This is a genomic window from Rhodococcus oryzae (assembly GCF_005049235.1).
Classification (GTDB): domain Bacteria; phylum Actinomycetota; class Actinomycetes; order Mycobacteriales; family Mycobacteriaceae; genus Rhodococcus_G; species Rhodococcus_G oryzae.
In genome coordinates this window covers 25,705-43,208 of the sequence record NZ_SUMD01000014.1, presented here as the reverse complement: position 1 = coordinate 43,208, position 17,504 = coordinate 25,705, and the positions used below count along the sequence as shown (strand labels likewise).

Sequence of the window (17,504 nt, the reverse complement as noted above, 5' to 3'; positions counted from 1 at the left end):
AGCCTAACGAGTGGGGACGCCCGCCCGGACGGGTCCGGGTGCGCCGTCGGCCCCCGCCCGGATGGACGGGGGCCGAGGCCGCGCAACTGAGGGGGCTCAGCTGCTGAAGGCACCGACCAGGCTGCCGAAGATGCCGCCCGCGCCGGAGAGGACCTCGGAGATGACGTCGATTCCGCTGCTGCCGGTGTCGGCGCCCGCGTCTGCGATGGGGGTGAAGTTTGCCATGGGATTCCTCCAGGAAGTCTGTGTCGTTCGATCTGCATCGCGGACTGTATCGGAGGTTCTGCGCGCGCGCATCCCTTGAAATCGCAGGGTTTCTGTTCGGTTAACGTCGGCCAAAGCTGTGGGAAACAACCTGTGCTGCAACTCTTCCGGAGCATGAACAGTTCATGTAGAAGCGGGTCCGAATGGTCGCCGGTAGTCGGAGATGGCATCCGCCCCCGCCGTCCGGGTGAATTTCGGCGGTGCGTCATGGAAGCTGAAATCAGTTGATGGGCACTGTTGTTCGTCGCTTCTGGCTCGGAAGCGAAAGGGCCCCGCCCGAAAACTGTTGGGCGGGGCCTATCTTGGGTGAGTGAACGTCAGCTGATGGTCACGTTGTTCAACGTGTCGAGCACGGCCTTGATCGTGGTGCCGAGGATGCCCTCGATGTCGACGGCGGTCGCGGCGCCGGTGTCGAGTACGGAGCTGCCGGTGTCTGCCATGGTGGTTCCTCCCGAGTGGACTGTGCGCCGACGGCCGACGCATCGCGGACGGTAATGAAGGGTCCTGCGCCGCGCAGTGCGAGCGAAGCGGTCATCGACTGCGTGCGTCCGGGGTTGGATCGATCGCCGTGGTCACGCGGGTTCCGGCCCGGGCGGCGTCCTTCACAGAGTGTCGACCGTCACAGGGCCCCGGGGTGACTCAGGCGCGCCTGCCGAGCAGACCGAGGACCCGCGTCTGCTCGTCCGCGTCGGCGGGAACCGCGATTGCGGGGCCGCAGACCCCGGGTCCGTGCAGGGCCTCGCCCATCCGCTCGGCGAAACGGGCGAGCATCGCCAGGTCCGCGGGAGCGATGGCCGTGTCGGCGCCGGTCGCCTTCGCGATGTCCCAGCCGTGCACCACCAGGTCGAAGGTGTAGAAGGAGCCGAAGGTGTCGGCGACCTTCGCCGTGCCCATCTGCCCCTCGTATTCACGATCGGCGCGCTCGGGATCGTCGAGGATCTCCTGCACGGCGTCGCGGGTCTGCGTCCAGGCCCCGACGGGATCGGCAGCGACGTCGGGGACCGGCGGGAGCGTCATGCCCGCCGCGTTGACCGGGAAGGACTGGGTCTCGATGACGTGCCGGAGCACGTCCCTTGCGGTCCAGCCCTCGCAGGGGGAGGGGTTGTCCCAGTGATCGGCGGGTACGGCTTCGGCGCGGCGGGTCAGTTCGGCGGCGAGCCGCCGGTAGAGATCGGCGTTGCTGGTCGTGGTGGTCATGGCTCCATGGTGCGACCCGGCGACGAGGCGGTCTTGAAGATTCACGACATTCGACCAGGCCCTGGATACAACGATGGCCCCCGATCCGGAGATCGGGGGCCATCGTGTGGCGGAGGATAGGGGATTTGAACCCCTGAGGGCGTTAACCCAACCCGCGTTCCAGGCGAGCGCCATAGGCCACTAGGCGAATCCTCCGTGGGCGAGCATACCGGCTAACCCACCCCGAAATGAAAACGGCCCCCCGAACGGGGCGAAAGCTCGGCCGCCTGTCCGCCCCCGGGCGGGCATGGCTACACTCGTGGACGGATCCCGCGCGGCGCGCATCCTGTGAACTCCCCCAGGGCCGGAAGGCAGCAAGGGTCAATGGGCTCTGCCGGGTGCGCGGGGTCCCCTTTATTTTTGCGCACCTCTGACAGTCGCGCCGGTGAAAGGTCTTTCGGCATGCCTACCCAAACCCAAGTTGGGTTGATGAGCCATGAGGAACTCCGTGCGGAGCACGAGCGTCAGTCCGCGAATTACGCGCAGCTCAAGACGGAGAAGCTCACCCTCGACCTGACCCGCGGGAAGCCGTCGCCCGAGCAGCTGGACCTCTCGCAGGCGCTGCTCGCGTTGCCAGGAGCCGAGTACCGCGACGGCAATGGGGTGGACTGCCGCAACTACGGCGGCCTCACCGGACTGCCTGAGCTGCGCGCCATCTTCGGCGAACTGCTCGGCATCCCGACCGAGAACCTGTTGGCCGGCAACAACGCGAGCCTCGAGATCATGCACGACATCATCGTGTTCGCGCTGCTGCACGGCACCCCCGACTCGGTGCGGCCGTGGTCCCAGGAGCCGAAGATCAAGTTCCTGTGCCCGAGCCCCGGCTACGACCGGCATTTCGCGATCACCGAGTCGTACGGGATCGAGATGATCCCCGTCCCGATGCGGCACGACGGCCCGGACGTCGCGCTGATCGCCCGGCTGGTCGCCGAGGATCCGCAGATCAAGGGAATGTGGGCGGTGCCCACCTACTCGAACCCGACCGGTGCGGTCTTCTCGGAGGAGGTCGTGCGGACGCTGGCCTCGATGCCGACCGCGGCCCCCGATTTCCGGCTCTTCTGGGACAACGCGTACGCGGTGCACCCACTGGTCGAGGAGTTCGAGGCCCCGCTGGACGTGCTCGGCATCGCGGCGGCGGCGGGGCACCCGAACCGGGCGTTCGTGTTCGCGTCGACGTCGAAGATCACCTTCGCGGGCGCGGGCGTCAGCTTCGTCGGCGGGTCCACGCAGAACCTGGCCTGGTACCAGCAGCACCTGGGCAAGAAGAGCATCGGGCCGGACAAGGTCAACCAGCTGCGGCACCTGATGTTTTTCAAGGACGCCGACGGGGTGCGCGCGCACATGGACAAGCATCGGGAGATCCTTGCGCCGAAGTTCGCGCTGGTCCTGCAGATCCTCGAGGATCGGCTCGGGTCGTCGAAGGTGGCGTCCTGGACCGAACCGAAGGGCGGCTACTTCATCAGCCTCGACGTCGTCGAGGGCACCGCGAAGCGGGTCATCGGCCTGGCGAAGGAGGCCGGTATCGCATTGACCGCCGCCGGCTCGGCCTTCCCGTACGGCACCGACCCGGACGACAAGAACATCCGGCTCGCGCCGAGCTTCCCGTCCACCGACGACCTCGCGAAGGCGATGGACGGCGTGGCGACCTGCGTGTTGCTGGCCGCCACCGAGAAGTCGCTCGAGCAGGCGTAGCCGGGCCCGGCCGGCCCGGCACGCCTGCCCGCCGTCAGGGCAGCGGCACTCTGCCCGCTGTCGACGCCGATCCCAGCCAGGTGTGCGGGTTGCCGTTCCAGCACCAGCCCAGTTTCGGTCGGCGCTGGCTGATCCACAGCGCGGGCACCCGCTTGTCGCCGCACCGTGACGACAGCAGCGAGAAGCACTTGTTCTTGCGGAGCATGTCGGGGCGCACGGTGATCAGCGCGACGCCCTCCGCCACGGTGAGCCCGGTGCGTCCCAATTCGGTCAGCGACGTCAGTGCCGTCGCCGGCGTGACGTTCAGGTACTCCGTCCCGGTGTCGACGTTCAGTAGCGCGTAGCCGATCCCGTCCGGTACCTCGACGGATTCGATGGGCCGGAATCGGGCGAGCTCGGCGGGCTCGAAGTCGGCGAACCCCCGTTGGGTCCCGAGGGCGGTGCGCGACATCGCCTCGTGCGCGTCGATGGAGGCGCCCTGCGCGGTACGCGTGACGACCAGGACGAACGGAATGTGATCCTCGCCGTGGTCGGCGGCGCTCTCCGGGTGCGCGAGCACCACCGCGCGGAGCGGTTCCAGCGCGGCCGCGAAGTCGTCGTCGGACAGCCCGGTCAGGCCGGGGTGGCCCGCCTCGGTGAGTGCGCGGATCTGGCGGTCGAACTCGATGTCGGTCGGGGTTGCGGTCAAGGATCCCTCGCTTCCGTACGGTGTACCGAACTCAACGGGCGGCACCGCGAGATTGTTCCCGGACGCCGGGAGGGTCGAAAGTTCGCCGCCGGAAATGGCAGGATCGGGCCATGGCACTCACGCTGCACCTCGCCGGAGACGCTGATGCGGACGCGCTGCTCGCCGCGGATCCACTCGCCCTGCTGATCGGGATGCTGCTCGATCAGCAGATCCCGATGGAAGTGGCCTTCGCCGGGCCGAAGAAGCTCGACGATCGGCTGTCCGGCCTGGACGTGCACAAGATCGCGGAGATGGATCCGGACGCGTTCCTCGCGCTCTGCGCGACTCCGCCCGCCGTGCACCGGTTCCCCGGGTCGATGGGCAAGCGAATCCAGGACCTGTGCATCTACCTCGTCGAGCACTACGACGGCCGGACCGAGGCCATCTGGACCGAGGGTGATCCCGACGGCCGCGAGGTTCTGAAGCGGCTCAAGGCGCTGCCGGGCTACGGGGATCAGAAGGCCAGGATCTTTCTCGCGTTGCTGGGCAAGCAGATCGGCGTCGCGCCGCAGGGCTGGCGGGAGGCGGCAGGGGCGTACGGCGACGACGGCTCGCGCCGGTCCATCGCCGACGTCGTCGACGACCGCACCCTCGGTGAGGTCCGCGAGTTCAAGAAGTCCGCGAAGGCGGCGGCGAAGGCAGCGAAAGCGAAATGACGTGCACTGTTCCCGGCCCCTGGAGGGGAGGGCGGGAACAGTGCACGTCCGATCAGCCGCCGCTCGATCTCGAGCTACCGCGGCCGCTCGTTCCCGATCTCAACCAGCGAGCTTGCTGAAGTTCGGGAAGTTGGACAGTTCCCAGCCGCCGTCGACGACCAGGCTCGCGCCGGTGATGTAGCCCGCGTCGTCGCTGGCCAGGTACAGGCACGGCCCGGCGACCTCGTCGGGCGTGGCCGCTCGCGCCATCGGGATGCGTTCGAGGAACATCGCCTGCGCGGGCTCGTAGGCCAGCACCGGGGCGACCAGCGGGGTGTCGACCAGTCCCGGCAGCACGGAGTTGACCCGGATGCCCGACGATGCGAGCTCGAGAGCGGCGTTCTTGCTGAACATCTCGACACCCGCCTTGCCGGTCGCGTACGGGCTGCCCCCCGGCATCGGCACATGGGCGTTCAGCGAGGAGACGTTGACGATCGCCCCGCCACGCCCGCCGGCATTCATGCGCCGTGCCTCGTGCTTGGTGCAGAGGAAGACGCCCTTCTGCACCAGGTCGATGGTGAAGTCCCAGTCGGCTTCGTCGAGATCGACGATCGCGCCGACGCGGGACGCGCCAGCCACATTGAAGGCCAGGTCCAGTGCCCCGAACCGGGTCACCCCGGCGTCCAGGGCCGCCGCGACCTCCTCCTCCTTGGTCACGTCGGCGGTGACGGGCAGAAACGCCTTGCCGAACTCGGTGGCCATGGCGCCGAGCGCATCTCCGGCCAGGTCGATCCCGATGACATTGGCGCCCTCGGCCATCAGGCGGATCGCGATGGCCTCGCCGATGCCGGACGCCGCTCCGGTCACCGCCGCCGTCTTGCCGGCAAACCTGTTCTCACTCATCCGTGCTACTTCCGTTCATCGGGGTGTGGGTCACCTTTCGCCCGCTCGCAGGAACCGCCCCGTGCGCCGGGTCCCGAGCACGGGCGTCGGTTCCCCTTCTCGGACCACGCATTCGCCGCCGACGAACACCGCGGACACCGCGTCGTCGTTCCGGTTGACCATCCTGGAGAGTCCGTCGTACTCCGGGACCGGGCATTCGGCATAGGCGTCGAGCGAGGCGTCGAGATGCGCCGGGTCGATCACCACCACATCGGCCCGGTCACCCTCGCGCAGGTGCCCGGCGTCGAGTTGATACCAGTCGGCGAGCTCGCCGGTGAGCCGGTGCACGGCCTGCTCCACGGACATGAACGGAGTCCCGGCCTGCTCGGCGTCGCGGACGCGACGCAGCAGGCGGAGGCCGAAGTTGTAGAACGCCATGTTGCGCAAGTGCGCGCCGGCATCGGAGAAGCCCAGCTGGACACCGGGATCGGAAGCGAATTTGTTGAGTACCTCGGGGCGGTGGTTCGAGATCGTGGTGCGCCACCGGACCTTGGTGCCGTGCTCGACCACCAGGTCCAGGAAGGCGTCCACCGGGTGCACTCCGCCCCGGTCGACTCCGACCTGTCCGAAGGTCTTGCCGATCACGGATTCGTCCGGGCACTCGACGATCTCGGCGTCGAAGAAGTCGCGGTGCCAGACCCGCGGCCCGTACTTCTTGTCGTAGTCCTTGCGGAACCGGCGGCGGTAGGACTCGTCGGCCAGCAGCGCGCTCCGCGCCTCGAGCTGGTTGGACAGGTCCAACGCCGCGGCGCCGGAGCCGAATTCCTCGAAGACCGGCAGGTCGATGCCGTCGGAGTACACCTCGAACGGGACGGGTAGGTGCTGCCACCGGAAGTCGCCGCGCATCCCGTTGACGGCCCGTGCCATCGCCGGGAAGACGTGCGCCACAGCCGGAATCGCCTTGACGTCGGCGGCCGAGAGCAGGCTCACCTTCAGGGGGCGGCGGAAGAGCCCCACGCTGCTCAGCGCCAACGCGACCATGGACTGCGGGCGGCCGACGTCCGGTCCGGCCTGCAAGGCCCGGCCCCGGCGCCGCAGGATCCCACTGAGCCTGCGGCGTTCCTGCCGGGTCGAGTACGTCGAGGGCAGGGTCCGGGACCGGCAGACCTCGCCGTCGAGCTTGTCGAACAGCAGTTCCTGCGAGGACATGCCGATGAAGCCCGCGTCGAGCGCCTCCTCGAGTTTGGCCGCCATCGCGTCGAGTTCGGCCGGGGTGGGCTTGACGTCCTTGCGGGTCGCCCGGTCCAGGCCCATCTGCGCGGCACGGATGTCCGAATGGCCGATGAAGGAGGCCACGTTCGGGCCCAAGGGCAGCGCCTCGATCGCCTCGACGTACTCGTGCGCCGAGGTCCAGGTCTTGGACTCGGTGAGCGTGTCGACCACGTGTTTGCGGGGGATGGCCTCGACCCGGCCGAAAAGGTCGCCCGCGTCGGAGGGGCCGGCGTGGACCGCCGACAGCGAGCACGACCCCAGGAAGATCGAGGTGACGCCGTGCCGCACCGACTCCTTGAGCCCCGGACTCAGGATGACCTCGACGTCGTAGTGGGTGTGGATGTCGACGATGCCCGGGATGACCCACTTCCCGGTGGCGTCGACCACCTGCGGGCAGTCCGCCTCGTCGAGTGCACCGACCGACACGGCGGCCACCCGCCCGTCACGGATGCCGAGGTTCCTGGTCTCGGACCGTGCGCCGGTGCCGTCGAACCACCGGCCGTTCTTGATGATCACGTCGTAGCTCATCGCAGACCACTCCATTCTCGAACATCGGTTCCTGACCGGCGGGCCATCAGACGACCACCTGGGTGCGCATCGTCTTGCCGGTCGCGTTGCGCGGCAACGGCGAGGTGGTGATCCGCCACCGGGCCGGGACCTTAAAATACGCGAGGCGTTCGCCGGCGAAGGCCCGCAGTTCCTCTTCCGTGACGGCGTCCTCCGACCGTGTGACGACCACCGCGGCCACCTCCTGGCCCAAGTCGGGGTGGTCGACGCCGATCACCACGCACTCGAGGATCTCGGGGTGCTCGTCCAGGCACTGCTCGATCTCCATCGGGTACACGTTCTCGCCGCCGCGCAGGATCAGGTCCGACCGTCGTCCGGTGAGCCGGACCATGCCGTTCTCGATCACACCGAAGTCGCCGGTGCGCAGCCAGCGGTCCTCGGTGATCGCCGCGGCGGTGGCCTCGGGGTTGTCCCAGTAGCCGAGCATCACGTAGGGGCTGCGCGCGCAGATCTCGCCCTCCACCCCGTCGGGGACCTTCTCCCCGAACGGATCCCGGACTTCGACGGCGACGCCGATGATGGGCCGGCCGAGGGTGCCGGGGAAGTGCGCGAGGTCGAGGGGAGTGGCCACGGAGATCGCGGTGGCACTCTCGGTCTGGCCGTAGCTGTCGACAAGGGAGTTGCGCGCGAACGGCACCTTCTCGCGCAGTCGGTCCTGGAACGCCGCCGATGACGGCGCCGCCGACAGCGCGAACGCGGTGACCGAGGAGAGGTCGTAGCGCGATAGGTCCTCGTGCTCGAGAAGGCGATTCGCCATGGTGGGGACGGCGGCCCAGTTGGTCACGCGCTCGCGTTCGACGAGTCGGAGCATCCGGTCAACGTCGAACGAGCCCTGGTAGATCACCACCGCGCCACCCGTGGCCAGCCGGGGGACGGCCAGGTTGTGCAGGCTGGCGATGTGGAACAGCGGCGAGGTGAGCAGGTACCGCCGGTCGCTCGGGGCATCCGAGTTCGGGTCGCCGCCGGTGAACGCGGCGGCGAGCGCGTCGCTGAACCGGTGATAGTCGATGGTCGCGAGAACGTTCCGGTGCGAGTGCACGGCGCCCTTGGGGCGGCCGCTCGTCCCGCTGGTGTAGAGGATCACCGCCGGATCGTCCTCGGCCACCTCGGTGTTCGGCAGCTCGGCGCCTGCGAACTCGGTGAACAGTCGGGGCAGGTCCTCTTCCATGGTGAGCACCGGGACTTCAGCGCCGAGCCCGGCGAGCACCGCGGCGCGCTTGGCGTCGGCGATCACGACGGTTGGCGTGGTGTGGCCGATGCCGTACTCGACCTCCCGCGGCGCCCACCAGGCGTTGAAGCCGACCGCGATCGCGCCCAGGGCCTGGGCCGCCCAGAAGGTGACCAGCCACTCGGGGGTGTTCGCGGCGAGGATGCCGATCCGGTCGCCCTTGCCGACGCCGTACCGATCCCGGAGTGCGGTGGCGAGGGCGGCCACGGCAGCCCCGTGCTGGGTGTAGCTCATCCGGGTGTCCTCGGTGACCAGGTAGTCGCGGTCACCATAGGAGAGCGAGGCCCTCAGGACGTCGCCGAGCGCCCGGTCGCGGCCCAGCATGACCGGGATCTCGGCCCCGAGCACGCTCTCGACGCCGAGTTCGAAGCGTCCGCCCGGGCCTGTCAGTCCTGCCATCACGGAGGCGATGTACGCCTGGGGGTCAACAGACTTCGTCACTGCATTTCCTTTCGGATCGTGTTGTACCCGGTCACGGAACCAGCACCGCTCGTCCGCGGATCTTGCCTGCTTCGAGACGGTCGAACGCCTCTCGGGCGTCGTTCAGGTCGAACCGGTCCACCTCAACGGTCAGTCGCCCGGCCTGGGCGAGGGCGATCGAGTCGACGAGGTCACTCCTGGTGCCGCCGTACGACTTCCGCACCGATGCGCCCCACGGCCAGCCCGGGCCACCCGCCGGGTCGGCCGTCACGCCGGGGACACCGCCGCCGAGCCCGACCATCCGGTACGCGCCGTTGGGCGCCACGGACTGGACCGCCATCTGGGCGGTGGGGTCGACGCCGACGAAATCGAACACCGCTTCCGCGCCACGGCCGCCGGTCAGCTCGAGGATCTGGCGTGCGGTGTCGGGACCGGATTCGAGGGTGATGTCGGCGCCGCAGCGCTTCGCCAGGTCCAGCTGGTCCTGGCCGAGGTCCACCGCGACGATCCGGGTCGCGCTGAGTGCACGCAGGATCTGCACGGCGACGTGCCCGAGGCCGCCGATGCCGATCACCACGGCCGTCGAGCCGGGGCGCAGGTGCTCCTTGGCGCCCCGGATTGCGTGGTAGCTGGTCAGCGCGGCGTCGGCCATCGGCGCCGCCTGGAGGAAGTCCAGGTCGCCGATGGGGACGAACGACCGGGCCGGGATCCGGACGTACTCGGCCATGCCGCCGTCCGGGCCGAGCCCGGGGCACGGCGGCATGGCGGTCCGGCCCGCGGCCAGGCAGACGTTCTCGTTGCCGCTGATGCACTCCCGACACACGCCGCACGACCAGCACAGGTAGACGAGCCCGCGCTCGCCGACCTGCCGCACGTCGACCTCGCTGCCGACGGCCTCGATGGTGCCCGCGATCTCGTGCCCGATGGTGAGCGGTTCCTCCCGCATCTTCACCGGGAAGTGCAGCAGGTGCAGGTCGGAGTGGCAGATGCCGGCCGCGCCGACGCGGATCAGCAGGTCGGACGGGCCGATCTCCGGCACCGGGACGTCCCGGATCTCGATGACACCCGGATCGGTGAGCTGTAGTGCCCTCACAGGGAGACCTCGCTTCGTGCCGATCGAACGGCTTCGTTGGTGGCGTGCAGGTAGGCGTCGCTGCGGTCGGAGCCGATCAGTCCCGGCGCCATCTTGTTCATCGTGTAGGCGAAGGTGACCCGGTTGTCGAGGTCGTTGACGAGCATCGAGCCGCCGAAGCCGGCCCACCAGCACACCCGGCCGTCGCGCACCAGCGGGGCGGTGTCCGGGTGGGGGAGGCCGTAGCCGATGCCGAACCGCAGCGGGGTGAGGATGGCCAGGTCGATGCCGTCGGCCTGCTGCTCGAAGATCAGGTCGATGGTGGCCTGGGAGAGCAGGCGGGTGCCGTCCAGTTCGCCGCCGCAGGAGATCAGCGACTGCAGGCGGGCGACCGATCGCGCGTTGCCGTGACCGTTCATGGCGCCGAGCTCCGTCTGTCGCCATTCGGCGGTGTTGACCTTCTCCAGGTCGAGCCACGGGCAGGTCACCGACTTGACCAGGATGCTGTCCTGGTCGAGCGTGGACATGTCGAAGTTGATGGCAGGCGCCGGGATCATCGGTGCGATCCGGCCGAAGTGCTCGGGGCCGGTGCCGATGTGGAAGTCGGCGCCCAGCGGCCCGGCCAGCTCCTCGGCGAAGAAGCGGCCGAGGCTGCGGCCGTCCACCCGCCGGATCACCTCGCCGACGAGGTGCCCGTAGTTCAGCGCCTGGTAGCCCGACGCGGTGCCCGGCTCCCACCAGGGCGCCTGCGTGGCCAGCCGGGCGCTTGCGGCCTCGGTGTCGTAGATGTCCTCGAGTTCGATCGGCCGCTCCCAGCCGGACACGCCGGAGGTGTGTGAGAGCAGGTGCCGAACCTCGATGTCCGCCTTGCCGTTCGCCGCGAACTCGGGCCAGTAGTGCGCGACCTTCTGGTAGACGTCGAGCTCGCCGCGGTCGACCAGGAGCAGCGCGGACAGCGCCGTCATCGTCTTGGTGAGGGAGAAGACGTTGACAATGGTGTCCTCCGCCCAGGGCGTCGTCCGTTCCGCGTCGGCGTAGCCGCCCCAGACGTCGACGACCGGCTGCCCGTCGAGGGTCACGCAGACCGACGCGCCGAGCTCCTCGCCCGACGTGAGCTGCTGTTCGAGCGCATCGCGGACCGGCTCGAAGCCCGCCGCACAGAAACCCTGTGTCAGTGTCATGTCGTTGTCCTCCTCACGCGTTCTGCATGGCACGGGCAGGCACGGGCAGGGTGTTGCCTGCGGCCTGGGCGCGCTTGCCGCCGCTGACGATCTCCTTCTTCAGGTTGCGCACGTACGGGTCGAACTCGCACTGGATGGTGTGCCTCGGGGACTTGTAGTACGGCTTGAGGTAGTACTCCTCGTCGGCGGCGAGGACGGCGCCCATCTCGCTGGGGGCCGGCGGGAGGTACTTGCCCGCGAGGTAGGCGGCGACGAGCTTGCTCTGCTGCTCGGCAAAGTTCACCAGGGTCGGCATCGGCTGCGCGAGGCCCATGAAGAACAGATTGTCGATGTCGGGCTTCATCATCCGCTTGAACAGCGGGAAGCGGTTCTCGCTGTCGGGCAACAGGTTCGGATCGCTGAAGAACGGGAAGCTGATGTGGTAGCCGGTGGCGCAGACGATCACGTCGACGTCCAGGGTGCTGCCGTCGGCGAAGCGCACCTGCTTGCCCTCCAGTGCGGTGATGGCCGGCTTGAACGCGATGTCGCCCGAGCCCGCCTTGCCGAGGAACTCGCCGCTCGCGGACGGGTGCGCCTCGAAGGGCAGGTGGTCGGGCTTGGGCAGACCGTAGCCCTCCATGGAGCCGAGGTTCTTGTTCAGGAAGCGTCGTTTGAGCGCAAGGGAGAGGGGGCGCGGTATCCAGGCAGGCATCGACATCTTGTCGCCTGCCGTGCCCCTGAGGTACTTCGGCAGCACCCAGACGCCGCGGCGGGCGGAGACGGTGAGCGTCTTGGCCAGGAAGCGCTGCGAGAGCTCGGAGGCGATGTCGAGGCCGGAGTTGCCCATCCCGACCACCACGACGTTTTTGCCGCGCATGTCGATCGGGTCGAACGGGTCGTTGTATGCATGGCTGTGGATGAGCGTGCCGTCGAACTCGCCGGGGTAGTCCGGGGTCCGCGGATCCCAGTGGTGGCCGTTGCACACGATCAGCGCGTCGTAGGTGCGCGCCTCGCCGTTGGACAGCGTGACCGTCCACAGGCCGTCGTCGGCCCGCTCGGCCCGCTCGACTGAGGTGTTGAACGTGATCTTCTCCCGCAGGCCGAAGTGGTCGACGTAGTCCTTGAAGTACTGGAACAGCTGCGAGTGGTGCGGGAAGTCGGGCCATTCGGCGGGAACCGGGAAGTCCTCGAAGGCCAGGCGCCACTTCGAGGTGTCGATGTGCAGACTCTGGTAACAGGCCGACATCCCGTTCGGGTTCTTGAAGTACCAGTTGCCGCCCACCTCGTCGGAGGCCTCGAAGCAATCGAACGGGATGCCGTAGTCGTTGAGGCGCTTGGCGGTCGTGATTCCTGACGGACCGGCGCCGATGATGCAGACGCGGGGCAAGTTCGGGGAGTGCATGGAGTTCTCTTTCTGCCGGGGTCGCGGTCCGCGTCTTCGTCCCTTTCCCTCCGGTGCGGGTGCGGCACCGGCGGAAACGCGAATGTGATGACTGCGGCAAGTACGACTCGATGTGACCTGCGACATACACTAGCGTTGGCTGACGGTCTGTCAAGTGAATGACGTAAAGTTGCTTTGCTGGCGATGCGGCGGCTGAGTGGCCGTGAGTAAACTCCGATTGGTGGTGGATGCTGTGGGCAATGCGACGAGCACGAGCGGCAGGCGTGGCACGCTTCGAGCCGAGCAGAAGCGCGCGACCCGCGCCCGGCTGTTGGAATCGGCTCGGGGGCTCTTCGCTGCCAGGGGCTACGCGGCCGTGACGGTCGATGACATCGCCGCCGAGGTCGGCTGCAGCCGGGCGACCTTTTACCTGCATTTCCCCGGCAAGGTGGACATCCTGCTGGCAGTGGCAGGGGACGGCATGGCGCCGAGCGCTCTTGCCTTCTATCAAGACCTGGACCGTGTACTCGACACCGGATCGCGCGCCGAGTTCACGGACTGGATCACCCGGGCCATCGAGTGGTTCCACCAGTACAAGGAGATGCTCCCGGCTTGGGACGAGGCGACGGCCCTGGAGTCCGACTTCCAAGCCGTCGCCCGGGATGGGATCCTCGCCCTCCCGAACTCGATGACGAGCTACCTCGCGCGCTGGCCGGAAGACCGGCGCGACGAGGCCCGGTTGCGCGTCGAACTCCTCGTGACGCAACTCGAACGGTTCTTCACCCGGTGGGCGATGCTGGGGACGATCGATGTCTCCGCCGAGGAGGCCGCGGAGGTCCTGACGGACATCTGGTTCCCTGCGTTGACGGCCCCCGCCGCGTCGTAGCGCCTCCCGGCGCGGTGCCTGCCGAACGCGTTGTCCCCCGATCGGGGGACAACGGATTCATCCCCTGTGGGGCCCGTCCGGTGGACGGAGCCCGAGGCGGAAACGGGTGATAGTTGTCTCAGCGCCGGAATGGTCCGGCTCGAGATATCAAACATCCACCCGGACAGGATCATTCATCATGAGCATTGCCACCGTTCGCCGCCGTCGCCTCGCCCGCATCGCCACCCTGCCCCCGCTTGCCCTGGCCTTCGCCGCGACGGCCCTCGGCTTCACCGGCGCGGCGGCGTCCGCCGGGACGCTCCCGATGACCGGCCCGACGATCGCGATGACGATCACCAACAACACCGGTCAGCCCATGGTGCTGAAGGGCTCGGACAATCCGTACGGCGAGTGGATCCAGGGGCCGCGTGCGGTTCTCGCGCCGTGGAGCTCGGAGATCGTCACCGCGACGAACAACGATCCGCGGGGGATCGGCGTCGATGTCACCTATGGGCTGCCCGGCGACGCCCAGGCCGTGTTCATGGCCAACAACTACCAGGGCGACGCGAGCCTCGACGGGACCCGGATGACGGGCAATGACGGGGTCTACTACGGCATCGCGAGCACCATGGACACCGGCTTCCCGAATCTCAACGCCGGCTACACCATCACCATGCACCCGTAAGGGCGGCTGCGCCGCCTGTGAGCATTTGTGGCCACGAGGGGGGCCACAAGCACTCACAGGCGCGTCACGCCTACTCGGCCATTGCGGCCCGCACCTTCTCGGTGTCCGCGGCCGTCCAGCCGTCGGGCGCGAGGATGTCCGCCCAGATGTTCACGGCGTCCGCCTGGAAGGTGTGCCCGTGGCCGTCCGGCACGTCCGCCGAGAAGACCATGTCCATGGTCACCTGCCAGAAGGTGACGAACGGGATCCAGCGCATGTCGGGATTGACGTCCGGGCCCAGCGGCTCGCGCAGCCAGTCCGGACGGTTCAGCAGCAGGTCGAACGACCACCAGGTGATCGGGTCGCTCGCGTGCTGCCAATAGACGATCCGGGGCATGCCCCAGGGGCTGTCGAGTTCGAGATCCTGTGCGGCCGAGGCGAACCGGACGTTGGCACCGCCGTCGATCACCGGAAGTCGTTCGGGCGAACCGGGGTCGCGGCCCTCGGTGATGCCCGACCACTGCGGGGAGAAGTTCGGGGTACCCACCCACAGCGCGCCGTCGGTTCGGGCTTGCATGTCCTGGGCGCCCGCGAACGCGGACTGGCCGCCGAAGGAGCCGAGGCTCTCGCCGAACGCCAGCAGCTTCGGGCGGCTCTCCGCGGGCCGCGACTCCCATTCCGCGTAGACCGCCTCGAACAGCGCCCGCCCCGCCTCCTTCGGTGACTCCCGGTCCGCGATGAACGACAACGCGCTGGGCAGGAAGGAGTACTGCATGGACGCGATGGCGGAGTCGCCGTCGGCCGTGTACTCGAGGGCGCCCGCCACCGAGGCGTTGACCCAGCCGCGGCCGGTGCCGGTGGCGACGGCAAGCACCGCGCGGTCGAAGGCCCCGGTTCGCACCAGTTCCGCGACCACCAGATCGGCCGCGTCCGAAATCGACTCCGCGGACTCGCGTCCCACGTACACCCGGATCGGGGTCAGCGCCGGCCTGCCGGTGGCCGCGGTGATCTGCTCTGCGCTCGGGCCGCCCGCGACGAAGGTGCGGCCCTCGCGCCCGAGGCTCTCCCACGGCTCGGCGGACGCCGGAGATCCCGAGCGTTCGGGCATCTCGGGTCGGACCACGTTGTCGGCGGTGCTGTGATCGGCCGCGGCGGCCGACCGGTTCGCGAGGCCGATGAGTCCCTGGTAGACGACGCCGTTGACGATCATCAGGCCGACGGCGATCACGACGACCAGGCTCGCGATCCTGGCCACCGGTGCGGGCACATAGCGGCGGCCGAATGCCGCCATCCGGTTGGTGGCGCTCCGGGAGGCGCGGGCAATCCAGAGCAGCAACGCCGCGATGCCGAGCGAGATCACCAGCACCAGAAGGTAGTTCGCCTCGTGCTCCTCCTCGACGCCGACGAGATCGCGCACCACCTGCTGCGACACCGCGCCGAGGATCGCGAAGGTCGGGACGAGAACCACGGTGAACCCGAGCAGGGTCCATCGGCCGATTCGCTTGGTCCGCTCGGAGTATCGAGGCGAGACACCGCATTTACGCACGAGCCAGGCCGCCAGGCAGCCGATCCCGTAACCCGTCGCGATGCTGATGCCGGTGGCGACGCCCTGCAGGTACCACAGGCGCGGCAGCAGGGAGGGCGTCATCGACCAGCAGAAGAAGAGCAGCGCGACGGCGAGCCCGACGGGATGCAGCGACCGGCCGTAGCGGCGTGCGCGATCGGCGAACCCGTCGGTGTTCGGGGCGTCGGCCGGGCGTGGCCCGGCCGTGGGGAGCGTCATCGTCATCGTCGTTCCTGGTCCGGTCGCGGGCGCCTCCGGGCGGAGGTCGCTGCTGAAGGTCCTACCTATCCGGACCGGGCGGATCGTACCGAACCCGCAGGCAGGGCGTCCCGGTTCAGTCGGTGACGTCGTCCGGGTCGGGCTCGGCCCGGCGCGGACGCTGCTCCTCGTGCTCGCGGGAGAAGATCCCCGGCGGCGGTCCGGTCGGCCCGCCGTGGGCGAGGACCGCGTGCTCGTAGGCGGACTCGGCGTGCAGCGCCAGGTCGACGCCCGCGATCTCGTCCTCGCGGCTGACCCGGAAGCCCATCCAGCGGTCGATCGCCTTGCCGAGCGCGTAGGTGACCCCGAAGGCGTAGAGGCCGACCACGACGACCGCCAGCGTCTGCTTGCCGAGCTGGGCGAGGCCGCCGCCGTACAGCAGCCCCTCGACCCCTCCCGTCATCACCTCGGCGGCGAGCAGGCCGATCAGGAGGGTGCCGACGATGCCGCCGATCAGGTGCACGCCCACCACGTCCAGCGAGTCGTCGTAGCCGAAGCGGAACTTCAGGCCCACCGCGAAGGAGCAGACGACACCGGCGAGGGTGCCGACCACCGCGGCGCCGAGGACCGTGACCCAGCCGCAGGACGGGGTGATCGCGACCAGGCCCGCCACCACGCCGGAGGCCGCGCCGAAGGTGGTGGGGTGCCCGTCGCGCTTCTGCTCGACCAGCAGCCAGCCGAGCATGCCCGCGCAGCCCGCGACCAGGGTGTTGAGGAAGACGGCCGCCGCGGTGCCGTTCGCGGCGAGGGCGGAACCGGCGTTGAACCCGAACCAGCCGAACCACAGCAGTCCAACGCCGAGCAGCACCAGCGGCAGGTTGTGCGGTCGCATGGGCTCGGAACGGAAGCCGATGCGGGGGCCGAGGACCAGCGCCAGCGCCAGCCCGGACGCGCCCGAGACGATCTCGACCACGAGGCCGCCCGCGTAGTCGAGGGCGCCCAGCTGCGCGATCCAGCCGTCCGGACCCCAGACCCAGTGCGCGACCGGTGCGTAGACGGCCAGCGTCCAGATCGGGACGAAGACCATCCACGCGGAGAACTTGGTGCGGTCCGCGATCGCACCGCTGATCAAGGCGGCTGTGAGGATCGCGAAGGTCAACTGGAAGGTGGCGAACAGGAACTCGGGGACGCCGCTGTGCACGGTGGCCGGGGTGATGTCAGCCATCCCCAGGTGCTCGAGTCCGCCGAGCAGGCCGCCGCCGATGTCCTCACCGAAGGCGAGGCTGTAGCCGACGATCAGCCAGACCACGGTGACCAGGGCGATCGAGACGAAACTCATCATGATCATGTTGAGCACGCCCTTGGAGCGGACCATGCCGCCGTAGAACAGGGCCAGCCCCGGTGTCATCAAAAGGACCAGGGCGGTGCTCACCAGCAGCCATGCGGTGGCTCCGGCGTCGATGGTCTCGGGCACGTCGGTTTCTCCTCACGCGTGTGGGCCTCGGCCGCACGCGAGTGGTGACGATGGTCTGTCACGGTTTCGCCCGCGCTGCCAATGTGTTGCGGCTGTGTTTCGGAATCCGCTCACCCTGGCCGTCGCGCAGGTGCGGGATCCGGCGCCGGCAGCCCGGGGGCGGCGGTCCGCCGACGCGGTGTCGCCCTTCGCCGGTACCCTCT

General features: G+C 68.9%; 16 protein-coding genes, 1 tRNA gene and 1 other RNA gene. 5 read left to right on the top strand and 13 right to left on the bottom strand.

The window, feature by feature from the left end; genetic code table 11:
- Nucleotides 1-96: 96 nt before the first annotated feature.
- The 4 genes from FCG67_RS25610 to FCG67_RS22635 form a co-directional block, all read right to left on the bottom strand.
- On the bottom strand, nt 97-225 hold the full coding sequence (locus FCG67_RS25610; RefSeq protein WP_257017617.1) for a hypothetical protein: 129 nt from the start codon (nt 223-225) through the stop codon (nt 97-99).
- Between the two features lie 356 nt (nt 226-581).
- Nucleotides 582-704 (bottom strand): hypothetical protein, encoded by a 123-nt coding sequence (locus tag FCG67_RS25605; RefSeq protein WP_281282353.1) that lies wholly within the window; start codon nt 702-704, stop codon nt 582-584.
- Nucleotides 705-903: 199 nt separating this feature from the next.
- Nucleotides 904-1,461 carry a TIGR03086 family metal-binding protein gene (locus FCG67_RS22640; protein WP_136911865.1) on the bottom strand — a complete coding sequence of 186 codons (558 nt, stop codon included), beginning with the start codon at nt 1,459-1,461 and terminating at the stop codon, nt 904-906.
- A 107-nt stretch (nt 1,462-1,568) separates the two neighbouring features.
- Nucleotides 1,569-1,656, bottom strand: a tRNA-Ser gene (locus FCG67_RS22635).
- A gap of 106 nt (nt 1,657-1,762) precedes the next feature.
- Between FCG67_RS22635 and ffs the strand changes: the two genes are divergently transcribed.
- Nucleotides 1,763-1,857: signal recognition particle sRNA small type (gene ffs / locus FCG67_RS22630), an RNA gene on the top strand.
- Nucleotides 1,858-1,902: 45 nt separating this feature from the next.
- On the top strand, nt 1,903-3,192 hold the full coding sequence (locus FCG67_RS22625; RefSeq protein ID WP_136911864.1) for an aspartate aminotransferase type Ic: 1,290 nt from the start codon (nt 1,903-1,905) through the stop codon (nt 3,190-3,192).
- 34 nt (nt 3,193-3,226) lie between these two features.
- On the opposite strand, the gene FCG67_RS22620 is transcribed toward FCG67_RS22625, so the two are convergent.
- Nucleotides 3,227-3,880, bottom strand: a complete 654-nt coding sequence (locus FCG67_RS22620) for a DUF5701 family protein (protein WP_136911863.1) — start codon at nt 3,878-3,880, stop codon at nt 3,227-3,229.
- A gap of 110 nt (nt 3,881-3,990) precedes the next feature.
- Between FCG67_RS22620 and FCG67_RS22615 the strand changes: the two genes are divergently transcribed.
- On the top strand, nt 3,991-4,575 hold the full coding sequence (locus FCG67_RS22615; RefSeq protein ID WP_136911862.1) for an HhH-GPD-type base excision DNA repair protein: 585 nt from the start codon (nt 3,991-3,993) through the stop codon (nt 4,573-4,575).
- 99 nt (nt 4,576-4,674) lie between these two features.
- Here the strand turns inward: FCG67_RS22615 and FCG67_RS22610 are convergent, their stop codons facing one another.
- From FCG67_RS22610 to FCG67_RS22585, 6 genes are read right to left on the bottom strand one after another with little or no spacing between them, the layout of a single operon-like run.
- The gene (locus tag FCG67_RS22610; protein ID WP_136911861.1) at nt 4,675-5,457 is read right to left on the bottom strand and encodes an SDR family NAD(P)-dependent oxidoreductase; all 783 of its coding nucleotides are present in this window, start codon (nt 5,455-5,457) and stop codon (nt 4,675-4,677) included.
- A gap of 30 nt (nt 5,458-5,487) precedes the next feature.
- A complete protein-coding gene (locus FCG67_RS22605; RefSeq protein WP_136911860.1) occupies nt 5,488-7,236 on the bottom strand; it encodes an N-acyl-D-amino-acid deacylase family protein in 1,749 nt (582 codons plus the stop codon).
- Between the two features lie 46 nt (nt 7,237-7,282).
- Nucleotides 7,283-8,944 carry a steroid-24-oyl-CoA synthetase gene (gene casG, locus FCG67_RS22600; RefSeq protein ID WP_136911859.1) on the bottom strand — a complete coding sequence of 554 codons (1,662 nt, stop codon included), beginning with the start codon at nt 8,942-8,944 and terminating at the stop codon, nt 7,283-7,285.
- A gap of 31 nt (nt 8,945-8,975) precedes the next feature.
- Nucleotides 8,976-10,016, bottom strand: a complete 1,041-nt coding sequence (locus tag FCG67_RS22595) for an NAD(P)-dependent alcohol dehydrogenase (protein ID WP_136911858.1) — start codon at nt 10,014-10,016, stop codon at nt 8,976-8,978.
- Nucleotides 10,013-11,176: a serine hydrolase domain-containing protein gene (locus FCG67_RS22590; protein ID WP_136911857.1), complete on the bottom strand. Its 1,164-nt coding sequence runs from the start codon at nt 11,174-11,176 to the stop codon at nt 10,013-10,015. The genes FCG67_RS22595 and FCG67_RS22590 overlap by 4 nt, the downstream gene beginning before the upstream one ends.
- A 13-nt stretch (nt 11,177-11,189) precedes the next feature.
- Nucleotides 11,190-12,557, bottom strand: a complete 1,368-nt coding sequence (locus tag FCG67_RS22585) for a flavin-containing monooxygenase (protein ID WP_136911856.1) — start codon at nt 12,555-12,557, stop codon at nt 11,190-11,192.
- Nucleotides 12,558-12,777: 220 nt separating this feature from the next.
- On the opposite strand from FCG67_RS22585, the gene FCG67_RS22580 reads away from it, so the two are divergent.
- Both FCG67_RS22580 and FCG67_RS22575 read left to right on the top strand, forming a co-directional pair.
- Complete coding sequence (locus FCG67_RS22580) at nt 12,778-13,422, top strand: TetR/AcrR family transcriptional regulator (RefSeq protein WP_425467877.1); 645 nt, start codon at nt 12,778-12,780, stop codon at nt 13,420-13,422.
- A gap of 178 nt (nt 13,423-13,600) precedes the next feature.
- Nucleotides 13,601-14,086 (top strand): hypothetical protein, encoded by a 486-nt coding sequence (locus tag FCG67_RS22575; protein ID WP_136911855.1) that lies wholly within the window; start codon nt 13,601-13,603, stop codon nt 14,084-14,086.
- Nucleotides 14,087-14,156: 70 nt separating this feature from the next.
- Here FCG67_RS22575 and FCG67_RS22570 read toward each other — a convergent pair whose 3' ends face one another.
- Together FCG67_RS22570 and FCG67_RS22565 are read right to left on the bottom strand one after the other, a co-directional pair.
- Nucleotides 14,157-15,848 carry an alpha/beta hydrolase gene (locus tag FCG67_RS22570; RefSeq protein WP_211243301.1) on the bottom strand — a complete coding sequence of 564 codons (1,692 nt, stop codon included), beginning with the start codon at nt 15,846-15,848 and terminating at the stop codon, nt 14,157-14,159.
- Nucleotides 15,849-15,963: 115 nt separating this feature from the next.
- Nucleotides 15,964-17,301, bottom strand: coding sequence for an ammonium transporter (locus tag FCG67_RS22565; protein ID WP_136911854.1), 1,338 nt, complete (start codon nt 17,299-17,301; stop codon nt 15,964-15,966).
- Nucleotides 17,302-17,504 lie beyond the last annotated feature (203 nt).